Origin of the sequence: Stenotrophomonas sp. GD03680 (assembly GCF_029844625.1) — a bacterium.
Classification (GTDB): Bacteria; Pseudomonadota; Gammaproteobacteria; order Xanthomonadales; family Xanthomonadaceae; genus Stenotrophomonas; species Stenotrophomonas maltophilia_P.
The window spans coordinates 1-13,139 of record NZ_JAOCKC010000028.1; the positions used below are offsets into that span (position 1 = coordinate 1).

The window sequence follows — 13,139 nt, forward strand, 5'->3', positions numbered from 1 at the left end:
CGAAAACCCCCTTGGGCGTAGAATGTGGATATGAGCGAATCCCTTGATACCCATCTGGTCCACGGTCGCCGCCAGCGGCCGGATGGGCCGTCGCCGGTCGATGTCATTTCGGTCCAGTCGCAACTTGTCTACGGCCATGCCGGCAACAGTGCCGCCATGCCGCCGATGCGCGCGCTCGGTGTGCGCGTGGCCGACATCCCGACCACGCTGCTGAGCAACGCGCCGTTCTACGAGACAACCCGCGGCCGCGTACTGCCCAGTGACTGGTTCGCCGATCTGCTGCTGGGCACCCACGAGCGTGGCTTGCCGCAGCGGGCCAGGATGCTGGTCTCCGGCTACTTCGGCAGCACCGCCAATGGTGCGGCGTTCGCCGACTGGCTCGATCAGGTCCTGCCCGCGTGCCCGCAGCTGCGCTACTGCCTGGATCCGGTGATCGGCGATACCCATACCGGCCCCTATGTGGAGCCGGGCCTGGAGGCGATCTTCGCCGAACGGCTGCTGCCGCATGCCTGGCTGGTCACCCCGAATGCATTCGAGCTGGCCCGCCTGACCGGCATGCCGGCACTGGCCGAGGCCGACGCCATCGCCGCCGCGCGTACGCTGCTGGCGCGTGGTCCGCACTGGGTGATCGCGCACAGCGTGGGTGGCACGCCGGGCGAGCTGGTGACGCTGGCGGTGGGACGCGACGAGACCTGGCGCTGGACCTCGCCGCTGCTGCCGGTGGACGTGGCCGGGACCGGCGACGTACTGATGTCGCTGGTGGTGTCGTTCCTGCTGCGGGGAGAGTCGATGCAGCAGGCGATCTCGCGTGCCATCGCGGGTACCCATGCCGCCCTGGAGGCCACGCTGGCCAATGGTTTCGAGGAGTTCGATGTGATTGCCGCGGCGCCCGCCGCACTGGCCGAAGGCACGCGCTTCCGCGCTGAACGCGTGGCATGACGGCAGTGCAGCACTTTGCGCCGCGCACGATCGGCATCGTCGGCAGTGCCGGCGCCTACGGGCGCTGGCTGGGCCGCTTCTTCGAGCAGCAGATGCGACTGCAGGTGATCGGCCACGATCCGGCCGATGCTGCTTCGCATACACCGGAGCAGTTGCTGGCCGAGGCCGATGTACTGGTGTTCTCCGCACCGATCCGGCATACGCCGGAACTGATCGCCGAATACGTGCGCCGCTCGGCGGGTCGTGAACGCGGGCGCCTGTGGCTCGATGTCACCTCGGTCAAGGACGCGCCGGTACAGGCGATGCTTGCCTCACAGGCCGAAGTGGTCGGCCTGCACCCGATGACCGCGCCGCCGAAGGCCCCCACGTTGAAGGGCAGGGTCATGGTGGTCTGCGAAGCGCGACTGCAGCACTGTCGGCCCTGGCTGGATGCGCTGTGCGTGGCGCTGCAGGCCGAGTGCGTGCGCGCCACGCCACAGCACCATGACCAGATGATGGCGCTGGTGCAGGCGATGGTGCATGCCACGCATCTGGCCCAGGCCGGCGTGCTGCGGGAATATCAGCCGCAACTGGGGACACTGGAAGCGATGCTTCCCTATCGCTCGGCGTCGTTCGAACTGGATACCGCGATCATCTCGCGCATCCTCTCGCTGAATCCGGCGATCTATGAGGACATCCAGTTCGGCAATCCGCATGTCGCGCCGATGCTGGAACGCCTGGTCGGCCAGCTGCGCGTGCTGCAGGCCCAGGTCGATCAAGGCGACGACATGGCGCGCGGTGCATTCCGTGAGCAGATGCTGGTGGCGAACCGGGCCGCCTTCGGCGCGCCTGCACTGGCCTCGGGAAACTATACCTTCGAGCGGGTGGGCTACCTGCTGGCCGATCTGACCGAGCGCAACGCCGTGTCGGTCCACCTGCCGGAAGATCGCCCGGGCTCACTGCGTGAACTGCTGAACATCTTCGAGCAGCACGGCATCAGCCTGGCTTCTATCCATTCCTCGCGCACGCCGGGCGGGGAAGTGCATTTCCGCATCGGCTTCGTCGCCGGCAGTGATCCACGTGCCCTGGCCGACGCAGCGGCCGCCGTGGATGCCAGCGGAATCGGACGGGTACTGGCGTAGTGCATTCATCCACAGGGGATGTGGATGAATTCTGCGCAAACATGTGGATAACACTGCTCATGCCTTGCCAGCACAGGCTGTCAAGATCTGTGGCGAAAAACTGACCAGGGTGCTGCCGGTGAGGCCGGGCTACGCCCGGCGTCCCTGCGATGACCCACGCGACGCTAGATGGTCAGCCGCAGTTCGCCGCCACTGGTGCTGAACTCGCGGCCATTGCGCACCAGATGACGCCCGTCGTCGAGCTCGTAGCGCGGGGTGGCTTCGGAATGATGCCCGCTACCATTGGCCTCGGGCTTGAACTCGATGATGATATGGCTCTCGCCATTGCTGTCGACTGCGGGAAACTGACGGAACGACATCGTCCACCTCCTTCAGCGGATGCTGCTTCTGCACGGCCAGCTTGGCGCCAGAGGTGTTAGCCGACCGTCATCAATCGATGAACTGCAGCCGCGCCAGCTCCGCGTACAGACCCCCTTCAGCCAACAACTGTGCGTGCGTGCCTTCGGCGACGATCCGCCCCTGGTCCATGACCACGATGCGGTCGGCCTTGAGCACGGTTGCCAGACGGTGGGCGATGACCAGCGTGGTGCGGCCCGCCATCAGGCGCTCCAGCGCCTGCTGTACACCGTACTCGCTCTGCGCGTCGAGCGCGCTGGTGGCTTCGTCCAGCAGCAGGATCGGCGCATCCTTCAGCAGCGCGCGGGCGATCGCCACGCGCTGCTGCTGCCCGCCGGACAGGCGCGCGCCGCGCTCGCCCAGCTCACTGTCATAACCCTGCGGCAACGCACGCAGGAAGCCATCGGCCTCAGCGGCACGCGCCGCTTCCTCGACTTCGGCATCGCTGGCCTGCAGGCGGCCGTAGCGGATGTTGTCGCGGGCGCTGGCGGCGAACAGCGTCGGTTGCTGCGGCACCAGGGCCAGCTGGGCGCGCAGGTCGGCGGGATCGACCTCGCGCACATCGATGCCGTCCACGCAGATGCGGCCGTTGGCCGGGTCATGGAAGCGCAGCAGCATCGACAGCACCGTGCTCTTGCCGGCACCCGAGGGACCGACCAGGGCCACGGTCTCGCCGGGGCGCACATGCAGGCTGAAGTGGTCGAGCGCGGCCTGGTCCGGTCGCTGCGGGTAGTGGAACACCACGTCATCGAACTGGATCTCGCCTTGCAGCGGCTGCGGCAGCGCGCGTGGATGCGCGGGCGCGCGGATCTCGACATCCTCCTGCAGCAGTTCGCCGATCCGGCCCATGCCGCCGGCAGCGCGCTGGAGCTCGTTCCAGACTTCGGCCAGAGCGCCCACCGAACCACCGCCGATCAGCGCATACAGCACGAACTGGCCCAGGGTGCCGGCACTGAGGCGGCCCTCGATGACATCGTGGGCGCCCAGCCACAGCACGCCGACAATGGCACCGAAGATCAGCAGGATGGCACTGGCGGTGACCAGCGATTGTGCGCCGATGCGCCGGCGTGCGGCCCGGATCGCATCGCCCAGCGCCAGGTCGAAGCGGCCGCGCTCGTAAGGCTCGCGCGCATGTGCCTGCACCGTGCGGACGGCACCGAGGGTCTCGCTGGCCAGGCTGTTGGCGTCGGCGATGCGGTCCTGGCTGCTGCGCGCGACGGTGCGCAGCTTGCGTGCGCCGATGATGATGGGCAGTACCGCCAGCGGGATGCCGAGCAGCGACCACGCCGCCAGGCGCGGACTGGTCACGAACAGCATCGCCAGGCTGCCGACCACCGTCACGCTGCTGCGCAATGCGACTGACATGGTCGAGCCCACCACGCTGCGCAGCAGCTCGCTGTCGGCGGTCAGGCGCGAGACCAGTTCGCCGCTGCGGCTGCGGTCATGGAAACCGGCACCCAACTGGATCAGGTGCCCGTACAGACGGCTGCGCAGGTCGGCCACTACCTTCTCGCCGAGCAGCGACACGAAGTAGAAGCGTGCGGAGGTGGCGATCGCCAGCACTACCGCCACCAGCATCAGCAGGGCAAACGCCCGGTTGATCTGGCCGCCGCTGCTGAAGCCGTGGTCGATCATCTGCTTGACGGCCGGAGGCAGGCTGAGGGTGGCGGCCGAGGAGACGGCCAGCGCCAGCAGCCAGGCGGCGAACAGGCCACTGTGCCGGCGCACGAACGGCCACAGCGTTCGCAGGCTGCCGAGGCGGCGCAATGGCGGGGTCGCGGCGGCCGCGTCGTCCTTGTCAGTCATCCTGGTCGTCATCTCGGATACGGATACGGTCACGGGTGGCGTCTCGCAGGCGGATTTTCAATGCGTCGGCCTGGTCGGCGGGTAATTCGATCCGCAGGCGCACGCCTTCAGCGTCGAACTGTTCATCCTGCTTCTCGGCGGAGAACGCGGGCAGGGCCGCATGCAGGGTACCCAGGTCCTCGAAGCCGGCCAGCAGCTGCAGCCGTGCCATCGCCACCAGCGGCAGCCGCGGTGCCGTGCGCAGACACTCGGCGGCGGTACCGCCGTAGGCGCGGACCAGGCCACCGGCGCCGAGCTTGATACCCCCGTACCAGCGGATCACCACCACCATGACCCGGTCGAAGCCCTGGCCATCGATGGCGGCCAGGATCGGCCGGCCGGCAGTCCCCGCCGGCTCGCCATCATCGCTGGAGCGATACTCCTGTCCATGCCGGTAGGCCCAGCAGTTGTGCGTGGCGTCGGCCACCATCACCCGCTGCAGGAACGACATCGCCGCCGCCGCGCCATCGATGGGCGCGGCATGGGCGATGAAGCGGCTGTGCTTGACTTCCAGCGTGTGGCTGACGGGCTGGGCGAGGGTATCGGGCATTCCCTTCATTCTACGGGGTTGCCGCCCCCATGCTTCAGTCGTCCAGCAGAGGACGCAGGTCGCGTGGCAGCCGCGACTCCGGATACTGCTGCACGTAGCGCTCGAGGCTGGCACGGGCGATGTCGCGCTGGCCTTCGTCGCGACGTTCGCGGATCTTCTGCAGCCACTGCCGGCGGGGCAGCTGGGCGTCGGCGGCCACTTCGGCCTGCACGGCCGTAGCGCTGAGCGCGGCATCGCTGCCGCGACGCATCACGCCCGGTGCGCTGCGGAGCGGTGCGGCCCGCTTGAGCGTCGTGGTGTCACCGCGCTGTCCCGCGCTGGCCGGAGCGGCCTCCATCGCGCCGGACAGGGGGGCAACGGCGTCGCGCGCTTCCAGCGACGGCGGCGCAGGCGCCGCAGCAGGCAGCGGTGCCGAATAGGCCACAGCGGCCGGAGGTTCCGCAGCCGGCGGCGGAGCTGCGGTGTCGGCGGCGGAGCGCTCGGTGGCCTGAGCAGCCGCTTTCGCTCGTGCCGCCACCGTCGGTGCCGGTGTTTGCGGTGCGGAGGATCGGGCCGGCGCGGCGGGCCTGGGTGCCGCGACCGGCGCCGGTGGTGCCGGCGGCGCACTTGCGATGGCCGGCTCGGCAGGGGAAGGCCGGGTAGGGCCCTCGGCAGGCTGCGCGGCCACTTCGGCAGCGACCTCGTCGGCGACGCGCGGCGCAGTGATCTGTGCATCGTGCGCCGGGACCGCGGGTGGTTCCGGGCGCAGCTGCCAGGCGATGCCGATGGCGAATACCATCGATGCAGCAACGCCGAACACCGCAGGCCAGTGCCGGCGCGGCCGCCGTGCACGCACGCTGCCCGCGTCGGCCGCGTCGGCCGGTGGCGCCTGCACCGCCGCACGGGCGGCCGCCAGGATCGTGGCATCCAGCGCCGCCGGAGGCGCCTGTTCGACACGACGGCCGAGCAGGCGCGCCAGCTCGCGCTCTTCAGGCGTCAGGGGTTCGTCTCGGTTCATGCGTTCAGTCCCGCACGCAGCTTGTCCATCGCATAGCGCAGCCGCGATTTCACGGTTTCCCGGCCTACGCCGGTGATCTGGCCGATCTCCTCCAGGCTCAGTTGCTGATCCAGCCGCAGCTGCAGCACTTCGCGCTGCTCCAGCGGCAGTTCTTCCATCGCGCGCTGGATGCGGCGACGTTGCTCGAATTCAGAAAGCTCTGCTTCCGGGGTCTGCCCATCTTCCAGCGCGGCCAGACGCAGCTCGGCATCGGCCGGCGCCGCCGGGCGGTGGCGTGCGGCGCGCCAGTGATCGTTGAGCCGGTTGTGCGCGATGCGGAACAGCCAGGTGCTGAAGGCGGCATCCGGCTGCCAGCCGGACCGTGCGCTGATGACCCGTTGCCAGACGTCCTGGAAGATCTCCTCGGCCAGGGCGGTATCGCGCAGCTGGCGCAGCAGGAAGCCGAACAGGCGCTTGCGATGGCGCGCATACAGGCTCTCGAACGCGTGCAGGTCGCCGCCGGCCCAGGCGAGCATCAAGGCTTCATCGGTTGGCAGGGCGCTGGCTTCCACGCGGTACAGGTTAAGGCCTGCCGACGATGGCGCATAGCGGGGTGCGGGGGCGGACAGGGCGAGGTTCATGGCTCGGAACGGGGTGCGGACGCCAGGAATAACGAACGGGCGCACGATTCGGGGTTGCCGGGCTTCCATTGCCCCCCCGGTGGCGCGCTATGCTCGGCGGCTCAGGGGAGGCGACGCACAGACGGCGCCAAGAGATTGTCATTTGTCCACGCACGCTGAACCTGCGCAAACGCCATCACACGAGGCCGTGCTGAGTACGGAACTCGTGCGCGCGCTGCATGCGCTGCTGCCGGAATCGGCGGTGGTCCGGGTCGGCTGGGACGATCCCCAGCTGGGGCGCGGTGACGCCATCTGGCCGATACCCCCGGTCGCGGCCGACAGCGGGGCACCGGCTGCAGGCGATGGCCGCCACGGTTGGGATCATGATGGTGCCCGCCTGTACCTGGTGGTGGAAGGCGCGGCGCCTTCGTCCGCATGGTGGGGTCTGGCGCGGCAGGCCATGGAACTGGCCCTGCAGCGGGGCCGCCAGGCGGGACAGATCAAGGCGCTGGAAGAGGCCGAGCGGCTGCAGCAGGCGCTGTTCCAGATTGCCGATCTTGCCGGCGCCGACCTGGAGATGGGGCAGATGCTGCGCCGCGTGCACGACGTGCTGGGCACGCTGATGTACGCGGAAAACTGTTACATCGTCGAATACGATGACCTGCACGACCAGATCAGGTTCCTGTACTTCGCCGACCAGGTGGATGATTTCGTCGCCGACCCGGCGCAGAGCTTCGACGCCAGTGGAATGCCGCGCAGCCTGACGGTGGCGTTGCTGCACCATGGCAGGCCCCTGAGCGGACCTTCGCGGGAACTGTTGGCCCGCGAGGTCGGGCAGGAGCATGACCCGCTTCGCGGCCCCGAAAGCCTGGACTGGCTGGGTGTGCCGATGCTGCGCGATGGCCGGGTGTGCGGTGCCATCGTGGTGCAGAGCTACGAGCAGGCAGACCGCTATGGCGAGGCCGAGCGTGCACTGCTGGGTTTCGTTGCCCAGCACGTACAGACCGCGATGGACCGGCGCCAGGCCCAGGTGCGGCTCGAGCAGCAGGTGGAACTGCGCACGCAGGAGCTGCAGCGCGCCAACCACAGCCTGCAGGACGAAGTGGCCGAGCGCCGTCGTGCCGAGCAGCTGCAGATCGCGCTGTACGACATTGCAGAGATGGCGATGTCCGCCGAGAGCCTGGAGCAGTTCTACGGCCAGGTGCATGGCGTGGTCGGCCGACTGCTCGACGCGCGCAATTTCTACATCGCGCTGGTCAACGAGGCGGGTGATGGACTGGATTTCGTCTACTCGGTGGATGAACGCCACGCCAGCCGCGCCTCCCGTGCGTTCAGTCGTGGCCTGACCGAATACGTGGTGCGCAACCGCCAGCCGCTGTTGGCCTCCCGCGCGCAGATCGACTCGCTGCGCGCCAGTGGCGAGGTGCGCGAGTCCGGCGCGCGCTCGCTGTGCTGGCTGGGCGTGCCGCTGCTGCGGGATGACGAAGTGGTTGGCGCGATCGTGGTGCAGAGCTACAGCGAGCAGCGTGCCTTCAGCATCCACGACCAGCGCTTGCTGACCTTCGTCGCGCAGAACATCGGCACCGGACTGGCCCGCCAGCGCGACCAGCAGCGCCTGCGTTCGGCGCATGCCGAGCTGGAGAAGCGCGTGGACGAACGCACGCGCGAACTGGCTGAGGTCAATGAAAAGCTGTTGGGCCAGATCGGCGAGCGCCTGCGTGCCGAGCAGCGGCTGACCCACCAGGCCATGCACGACGCGCTGACCGGGTTGCCCAACCGCCTGCACCTGCTGGACCGGCTGCAGGATGCGCTGGTACTGGCCAGGCAGGAGGACGGTCCGGTGTTCGCGGTGCTGTTCCTGGATCTGGACCGTTTCAAGCTGGTCAACGACAGCATCGGCCACGCCGCCGGCGATCACATGCTGGTGGAAGTGGCCAAGCGCATCGTGTCGATGGCGGGCCCCGACGACGTGGTGGCGCGCCTGGGCGGTGATGAGTTCGCGGTGCTGCTGCAGTGCCCGCTGGGCCTGGCGCAGGCCCTGGATTTCGGTCAGCGCCTGCTGTTGGCATTGCAGGAGTCGATGTGGATCGCCGGGCGCGAGCTGTTCCCGTCCGGCAGCCTCGGCATCGCGCTGTGGAATCCGCGTTACCGGACCGGAGAAGAGCTGCTGCGCGATGCCGACGCCGCCATGTACCGGGCCAAGGCGCAGGGGCATGATCGCTGTGCGATCTTCGACGAGGACATGCGCGAGCAGGCCATGCGCAGCCTCGATCTGGAAGCCGATCTGCGGCGGGCGATCAACAACCGGGATTTCGTGCCGTTCTACCAGCCGATCGTGCGCCTGTCCGACGGGGAAGTGGTGGGACACGAAGCGCTGCTGCGCTGGCAGCACGAACGGCGTGGCCTGCTGTTGCCGGGCGCGTTCCTGGAGCTGGGAGAGGAGAGCGGGTTGATCGAACAGGTCGACTGGCTGATCTACGAACAGGTCATCGCCGGCCTGGCCGCGGGCGGGCAGGGCTATGTGTCGGTGAACGTGTCGCCGCGGCATTTCCGTTCGGCCGGTTTCAGTGCGCGCCTGTTCGGCCTGCTCGACGCCTGCGGGGCCGATCCGCGCCGGTTGCGCCTGGAGATCACCGAGGTCGCGCTGCTGGATGACGGCCCGCACACGCTGCATATCCTGCAGGGACTGCGCGAGCGCGGCATCCAGGTGCAGCTGGACGACTTCGGCACCGGCTTCTCGGCGTTGTCGTACCTGCACCGCTTCCCGATCAGCACGCTGAAGATCGACCAGAGCTTCATTGCCGGCCTGCATGGACCGGAAGTGCAGAGCACCCGCGCGCTTGTACAGGGCGTGCTGTCGCTGGCGCGCACGCTGGGCATCGAAACCATCGGCGAAGGCATCGAAACCGAAGCCCAGCGGCAGACACTGCGCGAACTGGGCTGCGATTACGGCCAGGGCTACCTGCTGGGGCGACCGGCTCCCTGGGCCGACGTGGCGACCTGAGACGCCACGCGGCGGACAATCAACGCAGGGCGGCGCGGCGCTTCTCGTCGATCCACTTGGAGGCCTGTGCCGGCTGGTAGTTCTTCATCCACTCCAGCATCTGCTCGATGTCCGAGCCGTACCACAGGTCCTGGCGCTGGTCCGGGTGCAGGAAGCGCTCATCCACCATGCGATCGATCATGCCGATCAGCGGCGCGTAGAAGCCGTCCACGTCCAGGAATGCACAGGGCTTGTTGCCGATGCCCAGCTGGCGCCAGGTCAGCATCTCGAAGATCTCCTCCATGGTGCCGAAGCCGCCGGGCAGGGCGACGAAGCCGTCGGCCAGGTCGAACATGCGCGACTTGCGTTCGTGCATCGAGCCGACGATCTCCAGCTCGGTCAGGCCACGATGGGCCACTTCCCAGTCGGCCAGCTGGCGGGGAATCACGCCGGTGACCTCGCCGCCGGCCGCGAGCACGGCATTGGCCACGGTTCCCATCAGGCCGACGTTGCCGCCGCCATACACCAGGCGCAGGCCGTCGCGGGCGATGCGGTCGCCCAGTGCAATGGCGCGTTCGGTATAGGCCGGCTTGCTGCCAGCGTTGGAACCACAGTACACACAGATCGATTTCATGGATCTTCCTGTCTCTTGGCCGGAAACGAAAACGCCCCGTCGCCGACCGCAGGGCGGTCAGGGACGGGGTGTCCAAGGATTATGAGGCCTTGAGAGGCCTTCTGTAGAGCCGAGCCATGCTCGGCTGCTCTTCGTTCAGATCGCGGCAGTGCCCTAGCCGAGCATGGGCTATGCCGGTCGTCCTGACCGGCACCCTTCGGGCCGTCGCCAGCGACGTTGGCAGCGGCTCCTGCCGCTGCCTTCGGCTCTACAAAAAGCGGGGGCTTACGCCGCCGCAGCCTGCTCGCGTCGCGGGCCTTCACGCAGGGCGCGGCCGACCATGCCCACCAGCAGATCCAGCTCTTCGCTGTCCATGCCGAAGTGGGGCGTGAAGCGCAGCGAGTTTTCGCCGCCATGGATCACATTGATGCCATGCCGGCGCAGCCATTCTTCGGTGGAACCACTGCCGTAGCACTTGAACTGCGGCGCCAGCTCGCACGAGAACAGCAGGCCGGTACCCTGCACCTTGGTGATCAGCCCGCCAAGCTCGCCCTTGAGCTGTTCCAGCTTGCGCACGGCTTCGGCGCCGCGCTCGGCGATGTTGGCGCGCACCTGCGGGGTCAGCTGTGCCAGCGTCGCGCAGGCCACGTCCAGCGCACGCGGGTTGCTGGTCATGGTGTTGCCGTAGATGCCCTTGCGGTACAGCTGTGCGGCATGCTCGGTCACCGCCAGCACCGACAGCGGGTACTGGGCCGCGTTCAGGGCCTTCGAGTAGGTTTCCATGTCCGGCGGATCCAGGCCTTCGAAGCCCGGGTAGTCAACCACCGACAGCACGCCGTGCGCGCGCAGGCCGGCCTGGATCGAATCGAGCAGCAGCAGGCTGCCGTGCGCGCGGGTCAATTCGCGGGCCAGGGCATAGAACGACGGCGGCACCGAGCGGCCCGGATCGCCTTCGCCCATGACCGGCTCCAGGAACACCGCCTCGATGAACCACCTGTTGCGGGCGGCGTCCTCGAACACCGCGCGCAGGCCGGCTTCGTCGTACGGCGCCACGGTGATCACCGAATCCTCGCCACGGTAGCTGGCCAGATGCTGCATGTAGCTCTTGCGGCTGGAATCGGAGTACAGCGCCGGCCGGTCGGTGCGGCCATGGAAGCTGCCCTTGACCACCACGCGCTTGATCGCGGCGCCGGCGTGGCGCGCACCCGGGTCGGTCTGCAGCTTGGCGTTGACGTCGGCGATGCGTGCGGCCAGCCCGACCGCTTCCGAGCCGGAGTTCAGGCACATGAAACGGGCGAACGGGCAGCCGCCACGACGGTGGCCGATCTCGGCGCGAAGGGCGGTGATGAAGCGCTGCTGTGACAGGCTGGGGGTCATGATGTTGGCCATCACCTGCGGTCGGGCCATCGCCTCCAGCACCGTGTCGGGGGTATGACCGAAGCCGAGCATGCCGTAGCCGCCAGCGTCATACAGCACCGCCCCCTTGAGGGTGACCACCCACGGGCCGCGCGCGGCCAGCGCCACATAGGGCGTAACGGCGTCGTCGGCGTAGAAATTGACGAACCCGTCCTGCATGGCATCGATCTGCGCCTGTTCGTCCTGCGCCAGCAACGGCCCCAGTTCGCCCTGCACACGGGCGAACTCCGCGGCGGCGGCCTCGACCGCGGCCACCAGCTGCGGATGGCGGACGGACAGGGTGGTCAGGGTGGCGTCGTCCAGGCCGGTGGTGAGGCGGGTGCCGGGCTGGCTGCGCAGGGGGGCGAGGCGTTCGATGAAGCTCATTGCAGATCTCCTGAAACAATGGGGCGCACGGGCCATCAAAAAGCAAAACGCGCGTCATCACGCGCGCTGGGCGGCCTCGTGCAGCGGACTTCCATCTCGATGCTAGCACTTGTTTTTTTGCGCGATAACCCCGCAGAAACCTGTTGCATAGCAGCATTTTGCGCGACGTTCGCCGCGGACCACGCCGGCTCGCAGACGCTGGCCGTACAATGCGCGCCATTGTCGACCTGTTGCCGCCCACTGCCTTGAAGAAGTCCGATTTCCACTACGACCTGCCGGCTGAACTGATCGCGCAGGCGCCGCTGGCCGAACGTTCCGCCAGCCGCCTGCTGCTGGTGCCTCCGGCCCCTGCCGCCTTCACCGACCTGCAGGTGCGTGATCTACCCTCGCTGCTGCAGCCGGGCGACCTGCTGGTATTCAACGATACGCGCGTGATCCCGGCGCGCCTGTTCGGTCAGAAGGCCAGCGGTGGGCGGGTCGAGATCCTGATCGAGCGCCTGCTCGGCGGCCAGCAGGCGCGTGCCCAGGTCGGCGCCAGCAAGTCGCCCAAGGCCGGCAGCCGCATCGCGCTCGATGCCGGTGGCGAAGCCGAAGTGCTGGGCCGCGACGGCGAGTTCTATGTGCTGCAGTTCCATGTGCCCGAGTCACTGGAGCAGTGGCTGCTGCACGCCGGACGCCTGCCGCTGCCCCCCTACATCCAGCGCGAGCCGGGCGTGGACGACCGCGAGCGCTACCAGACCGTGTTCGCGCGGGAGGTGGGAGCGGTGGCGGCACCGACCGCCGGCCTGCATTTCGATGAACCGCTGTTGGCCGCGCTGAAGGACAAGGGCGTGGAGTTCGGCCACGTCACCCTGCACGTGGGGGCAGGCACCTTCCAGCCGGTGCGAGCCGATGACCTGAAGGACCACGTGATGCACCGCGAGTGGCTGAACGTGGGCGCCGAGCTGGTGCAGCAGGTGCGTCGGACCCGCGCTGCGGGCGGGCGCGTGATCGGTGTCGGCACCACCGTGGTGCGCGCGCTGGAAAGTGCGATGCGTGACGGCGAGCTGTTGCCGTTCGCCGGCGAGACGCAGATCTTCATCACCCCGGGCTATCGGATCCGCAGCGTTGACGCGATGGTGACCAATTTCCATCTGCCGGAAAGCACCCTGTTGATGATGATTTCGGCCTTTGCCGGCAAGGAGCGGGTGTTCGAGGCCTATCAGCACGCGATCCAGCAGCGCTATCGCTTCTTCAGTTACGGCGACGCGATGCTGCTGTTCCCGCAGGCAGGGTAGGGCGCGCCGGGAGGGCAGGGACCCTTGTGGGTGCGCA

Annotated in this window: 11 protein-coding genes; 4 read left to right on the forward strand and 7 right to left on the reverse strand. The window is 68.3% G+C overall.

Annotated features, from left to right (window positions below; all coding sequences use genetic code 11):
* Nucleotides 1-30: 30 nt before the first annotated feature.
* Both pdxY and N5J29_RS17585 read left to right on the forward strand, forming a co-directional pair.
* The gene (gene pdxY / locus N5J29_RS17580) at nucleotides 31-939 is read left to right on the forward strand and encodes a pyridoxal kinase (protein WP_053519791.1); all 909 of its coding nucleotides are present in this window, start codon (nucleotides 31-33) and stop codon (nucleotides 937-939) included.
* Nucleotides 936-2,060: a prephenate dehydrogenase gene (locus tag N5J29_RS17585; protein ID WP_164153149.1), complete on the forward strand. Its 1,125-nt coding sequence runs from the start codon at nucleotides 936-938 to the stop codon at nucleotides 2,058-2,060. The genes pdxY and N5J29_RS17585 overlap by 4 nt, the downstream gene beginning before the upstream one ends.
* A gap of 164 nt (nucleotides 2,061-2,224) precedes the next feature.
* Here N5J29_RS17585 and N5J29_RS17590 read toward each other — a convergent pair whose 3' ends face one another.
* From N5J29_RS17590 to N5J29_RS17610, 5 genes are all read right to left on the reverse strand, one after another.
* Nucleotides 2,225-2,419 carry a hypothetical protein gene (locus N5J29_RS17590; RefSeq protein ID WP_053519789.1) on the reverse strand — a complete coding sequence of 65 codons (195 nt, stop codon included), beginning with the start codon at nucleotides 2,417-2,419 and terminating at the stop codon, nucleotides 2,225-2,227.
* A gap of 70 nt (nucleotides 2,420-2,489) precedes the next feature.
* Nucleotides 2,490-4,262: an ABC transporter transmembrane domain-containing protein gene (locus tag N5J29_RS17595; protein ID WP_065181307.1), complete on the reverse strand. Its 1,773-nt coding sequence runs from the start codon at nucleotides 4,260-4,262 to the stop codon at nucleotides 2,490-2,492.
* Nucleotides 4,255-4,851, reverse strand: coding sequence for a YigZ family protein (locus N5J29_RS17600; RefSeq protein ID WP_053519787.1), 597 nt, complete (start codon nucleotides 4,849-4,851; stop codon nucleotides 4,255-4,257). Before N5J29_RS17600 ends, N5J29_RS17595 begins: the two co-directional genes overlap by 8 nt.
* Before the next feature lie 34 nt (nucleotides 4,852-4,885).
* Nucleotides 4,886-5,848: a hypothetical protein gene (locus tag N5J29_RS17605; protein ID WP_164153148.1), complete on the reverse strand. Its 963-nt coding sequence runs from the start codon at nucleotides 5,846-5,848 to the stop codon at nucleotides 4,886-4,888.
* Entirely contained in the window at nucleotides 5,845-6,363 is a 519-nt protein-coding gene (locus tag N5J29_RS17610) for an RNA polymerase sigma factor (RefSeq protein WP_239519831.1), read from the reverse strand. Before N5J29_RS17610 ends, N5J29_RS17605 begins: the two co-directional genes overlap by 4 nt.
* A gap of 292 nt (nucleotides 6,364-6,655) precedes the next feature.
* On the opposite strand from N5J29_RS17610, the gene N5J29_RS17615 reads away from it, so the two are divergent.
* A complete protein-coding gene (locus tag N5J29_RS17615) occupies nucleotides 6,656-9,451 on the forward strand; it encodes an EAL domain-containing protein (protein ID WP_231107716.1) in 2,796 nt (931 codons plus the stop codon).
* Nucleotides 9,452-9,470: 19 nt separating this feature from the next.
* On the opposite strand, the gene N5J29_RS17620 is transcribed toward N5J29_RS17615, so the two are convergent.
* Nucleotides 9,471-10,064: a TIGR00730 family Rossman fold protein gene (locus N5J29_RS17620; RefSeq protein ID WP_065175031.1), complete on the reverse strand. Its 594-nt coding sequence runs from the start codon at nucleotides 10,062-10,064 to the stop codon at nucleotides 9,471-9,473.
* 264 nt (nucleotides 10,065-10,328) lie between these two features.
* The gene (locus tag N5J29_RS17625) at nucleotides 10,329-11,825 is read right to left on the reverse strand and encodes an aminotransferase class III-fold pyridoxal phosphate-dependent enzyme (RefSeq protein WP_065181311.1); all 1,497 of its coding nucleotides are present in this window, start codon (nucleotides 11,823-11,825) and stop codon (nucleotides 10,329-10,331) included.
* Between the two features lie 209 nt (nucleotides 11,826-12,034).
* Here N5J29_RS17625 and queA point away from each other — a divergent pair, with 209 nt between their 5' ends.
* The gene (queA, locus tag N5J29_RS17630) at nucleotides 12,035-13,102 is read left to right on the forward strand and encodes a tRNA preQ1(34) S-adenosylmethionine ribosyltransferase-isomerase QueA (RefSeq protein WP_111185614.1); all 1,068 of its coding nucleotides are present in this window, start codon (nucleotides 12,035-12,037) and stop codon (nucleotides 13,100-13,102) included.
* Nucleotides 13,103-13,139: the final 37 nt, after the last annotated feature.